This window comes from Pinirhizobacter sp. (assembly GCF_035317885.1).
Classification (GTDB): Bacteria; Pseudomonadota; Gammaproteobacteria; order Xanthomonadales; family Rhodanobacteraceae; genus Pinirhizobacter.
This window is the reverse complement of the sequence record NZ_DATHFX010000155.1, coordinates 1-3,825: the sequence shown is the minus strand read 5'-3', so window position 1 is coordinate 3,825 and position 3,825 is coordinate 1. Positions and strand designations below refer to the sequence as shown.

Below are 3,825 nucleotides of genomic sequence, written 5' to 3'. Positions count from 1 at the left end.
CCGCGCCCTGTACCCGGCGATCGACCCGGTGGAGAGCCTGCCCAACGAAGAGAAGATCGCGGTGCTGCGCGAAGTCGACGCCTATGCGCGCTCGCGCGACCCCCGCGTCAAGCAGGTGGTGGTGAGCATGTCGGCGACGCTCGATACGGTATTGATCGCCGCCTCCGACGGTACGCTCGCCGCCGACGTGCGCCCGCTGGTGCGCCTGAACGTGCAGGTGATCGTGGAACAGGACGGTCGCCGCGAACAAGGCCACAGCGGCGGCGGTGGCCGCTATGGTTATCGCCAGTTGCTCGAGAATGGCCGCGCCCATGCGTTTGCCGCCGAGGCCGTACGCCAGGCCTTGGTGAACCTGGAAGCGGTGGATGCGCCGGCCGGCGGCATGACCGTGGTACTGGGGCCGGGCTGGCCAGGCATCCTGCTGCACGAAGCCATCGGCCACGGCCTGGAAGGTGACTTCAACCGCAAGGGCAGTTCGGCGTTTGCCGGGCGCATCGGCGAGCGCGTGGCGGCGAAGGGCGTGACCGTGGTCGACGACGGCACGCTGGACGGCCGCCGCGGATCGCTGAACATCGACGATGAGGGCACGCCCACCGAGTGCACCATGCTGATCGAGGACGGCATCCTGCGGGGCTACATGCAGGACAAACTCAATGCGCGCCTGATGGGCGTCAAGTCCACCGGCAACGGCCGCCGCGAATCGTTCGCGCAGCTGCCGATGCCGCGCATGACCAATACCTACATGCGTGGTGGCGACCGCGATCCGCAGGAGATCATCGCCTCGGTCAAGCGCGGCCTGTATGCGGTGAATTTCGGTGGCGGCCAGGTGGACATCACCAACGGCAAGTTCACCTTCTCCGCCAGCGAGGCCTACCTGATCGAGGACGGCAAGGTGACGCGGCCGGTGAAGGGCGCCACCTTGATCGGCAACGGCCCGGAGGCGCTCACGCGCGTGTCGATGATCGGTAACGACATGAAGCTCGACGAGGGCGTGGGCGTGTGCGGCAAGGATGGCCAGAGCGTGCCGGTGGGCGTAGGCCAGCCCACCTTGCGCATCGACAACATGACGGTGGGCGGCACCGCTACCTGACCAGGCTCGGTGGCCGGGGTCAGAGTATTCACTCTGACCCCCAACTCGCGCGGTTTAGTCTTCGCCGCCGGTCTGTACGCGGCTTTCGTCCGTGCCGGCCTCGGCGTCGGCATCACCTCCGCCTGCAAGGTCCTTGAGCATCTGGAAAATTTCCCGGTAGGCCCGCATGGGTTTGCTGGCCTCGCGTTCGCTGCGCGCCTGGCGGATCAATGAACGCAGGTGCTGGCGGTCGACGCCGGGATGTTCGGCGATGAACGGCGCCAGCGCGTCGTCATCGGCCAGGAGCTTGTCGCGCTGGTTTTCCAATCGATGCATCGCGGCGGTTTCCTGCCGCTGGCGCTCACGGTTCTCACCCATCGCCGCGCGCGCGTCGTCGAAATCGGCGTCGTCGTGGCGGCGCATGATCTTGGCCAGGTATGCCAGCTGCCGCTTGCGCGCGCCATGTGCGGTGATGCGGCGCACATGGCCGATTTCGGTCAGGACGTCGTCGGGAAGATTCATCTTGCCTACGCGCGTGGGCGGCAATTCGCACAGCTGGTTGGCAAAGGCGAGCACGGCCAGGGCATCGCGGCGTTGCTGGGTGCGGGTGGGGCCGAGGTCCTCGTCGGCATCGGTCATGTCGGTGTCGTTCCTCACGAGGTGAATCCTTCGCTTTCTTCAGTGAGGGCAAAGCGCGGCACGCACTCACCGGCCACTTCGACCGATTCGGCGAACATCGAGGCGGGGCGCACCCACAGGCCATGGTCGCCATACAGCGCGCGGTAGACCACCAGTTCCTCCATGGTCTCGCTATGCCGGGCAGTGCCCAGCACGCTGTAGAGATTTCCCTTGTAGTGGCGGTAGAGGCCGCAAATGACAGTCATGACGGGGGTTCCGGGGCGCTGCTGCGCTTTTGATCGGCGGGGCCGGACCCCATGTCGGGTCGGGCAGGGCACGCCGAGGCCCGTTATTCTACCCCGTCGTCCAAGCAGGAACCTACGTAGTGAACCAAGTCGCCCGTGTCGCCGACACCAGCCTGCAAGATTCCGACCGCCTGGCCAACCTCGCCGAGGATGTCATCAGGCGCGCCCTGGCGGCCGGCGCCAGCCAGGCCGAGGTATCGGCCAGCATCGACACCGGGCTCAACGTGAACGTGCGCCTGGGCGAGGTGGAGACCGTTGAGCACACCCGGGACCGCGGTTTCGGCCTCACGGTGTACTTCGGCCAGCGCAAGGGCTCGGCGAGCACGGCGGACCTGCAGCCGGATTCCCTCCAGGCCACCATCGAACAGGCTTGTGCCATTGCCCGCTACACCGAAGCCGATGCCTTCGCGGGCCTCGCCGACGCTTCGCGCATGGCCACGCAATTGCCCGACCTTGATCTCTACCACCCGTGGGACCTGGACGTGGAAGCGGCGATCGCGCTGGGCATCGAGGTCGAGCAGGGCGGCCGCGCCGTCGATGGCATCACCAATTCCGACGGCGCCAGTGTCAGCGCCGGCCAGAGCATCTCGGTATACGCCAATTCCCATGGCTTCGTCGGACGCGAGCGTGGCACCCGGCATGGGTTGTCGGTGGCCTTGATCGCCGGTGACGACGACGGCATGCAGCGCGACTACTGGTATGAAAGCGTGCGCGATGCGCGCCGCTTCGGCAATGCGGCGGCGATCGGGCATAAAGCCGCCGAGCGCACGCTGGCCAGGCTCGGCGCACGGCGCCTGTCCACGCGCCAGGCGCCGGTGCTGTTCGCGCCGGAGGTGGCCCGCTCGCTTATCGGCCACCTGATCGGCGCGGTCAGCGGCGGTTCGCTGTACCGCAAGGCCAGTTTCCTGGTCGACCACGCCGGCAAGCAGATCCTTCCCGAATGGTTTGCGATCGACGAACGGCCGCATCTGAAGGGTGGCCTGGCGTCGAGCGCATTCGATGCCGAGGGCACCGCCACGGCCGATTCGGCCCTTGTCGCCGGCGGCGTGTTGCAGCGGTACGTCCTGGGCAGCTATTCGGCCCGGAAGCTGGGGCTTCAATCCACCGGCAATGCCGGCGGCGTGCACAATCTCATCGTGCGCACGGGCGATGACGACTTCGCCGGCATGCTGCGCCGCCTGGGCACGGGCCTGCTGGTGACCGAGGCCATGGGCCAGGGTGTGTCGATCATCACCGGCGATTACTCCCGTGGCGTGTCCGGGTTCTGGGTGGAAAACGGGGAAATCCAGTTCCCGGTCGAGGAAATTACCATCGCGGCGAACCTGCGCGACCTCTACGCGAACATCGTGGCGGTGGGCAACGACGTCGACCACCGCTCGCACGTGCTCACCGGGTCGATCCTGGTCGAGCGGATGACCATCGCCGGGGAGTGACCCTTGCGCCTTGACAGGCGCCCGGCGGATGCCGACAGTGGCGAGGCGAATGATCGCGGGGAGGAATAGCCATGAGCATACCGCCGGACCAGGTGCCACCGTCCACGCCGCCGCCGTACGAGCCCGTTCCACCGCCCGCCGCGGCCGACGACCGCAACCTGGCCATGCTGACGCACCTGTCGGGGTTCCTCTTCAGCTTCATCGTGCCGCTGATCGTGTGGCTGGTCCACAAGGACCGCCCCGAGAAGGCGTACCTGGTGACGGAGGCCAAGGAAGCGCTCAACTTCCAGATCACCGTGATCATCGGCTACGTGATCTGCTGGATCCTCACCATCATCATCATCGGCGTGTTCCTGACCTGGGTGCTTTGGATTTTCAACCTGGTCATGTGCATCATCGC

At 66.7% G+C, this 3,825-nt stretch carries 5 protein-coding genes; 3 read left to right on the top strand and 2 right to left on the bottom strand.

Going from position 1 to position 3,825, the window contains the following annotated elements:
• Nucleotides 1-1,090, top strand: a 1,090-nt coding sequence (tldD, locus tag VK519_RS04710) for a metalloprotease TldD (RefSeq protein ID WP_324347975.1), incomplete at its 5' end; no start/stop codon positions are given.
• A 54-nt stretch (nucleotides 1,091-1,144) separates the two neighbouring features.
• Here the strand turns inward: tldD and yjgA are convergent.
• Together yjgA and VK519_RS04700 are read right to left on the bottom strand one after the other, a co-directional pair.
• A complete protein-coding gene (yjgA, locus tag VK519_RS04705) occupies nucleotides 1,145-1,726 on the bottom strand; it encodes a ribosome biogenesis factor YjgA (RefSeq protein ID WP_414692697.1) in 582 nt (193 codons plus the stop codon).
• On the bottom strand, nucleotides 1,723-1,953 hold the full coding sequence (locus VK519_RS04700) for a DUF1653 domain-containing protein (RefSeq protein ID WP_324347974.1): 231 nt from the start codon (nucleotides 1,951-1,953) through the stop codon (nucleotides 1,723-1,725). Before VK519_RS04700 ends, yjgA begins: the two co-directional genes overlap by 4 nt.
• Before the next feature lie 119 nt (nucleotides 1,954-2,072).
• On the opposite strand from VK519_RS04700, the gene pmbA reads away from it, so the two are divergent.
• Together pmbA and VK519_RS04690 are read left to right on the top strand one after the other, a co-directional pair.
• Nucleotides 2,073-3,425, top strand: coding sequence for a metalloprotease PmbA (gene pmbA / locus VK519_RS04695; RefSeq protein ID WP_324347973.1), 1,353 nt, complete (start codon nucleotides 2,073-2,075; stop codon nucleotides 3,423-3,425).
• Between the two features lie 71 nt (nucleotides 3,426-3,496).
• The coding region (locus tag VK519_RS04690) for a DUF4870 domain-containing protein (RefSeq protein WP_324347972.1) at nucleotides 3,497-3,825 on the top strand (329 nt) is incomplete at its 3' end.

Coding starts and splice junctions, on each gene's coding strand:
- VK519_RS04700 (WP_324347974.1), bottom strand. CDS start 1,953: ATGACTGTCATTTGCGGCCTCTACCGCCACTACAAGGGAAATCTCTAC.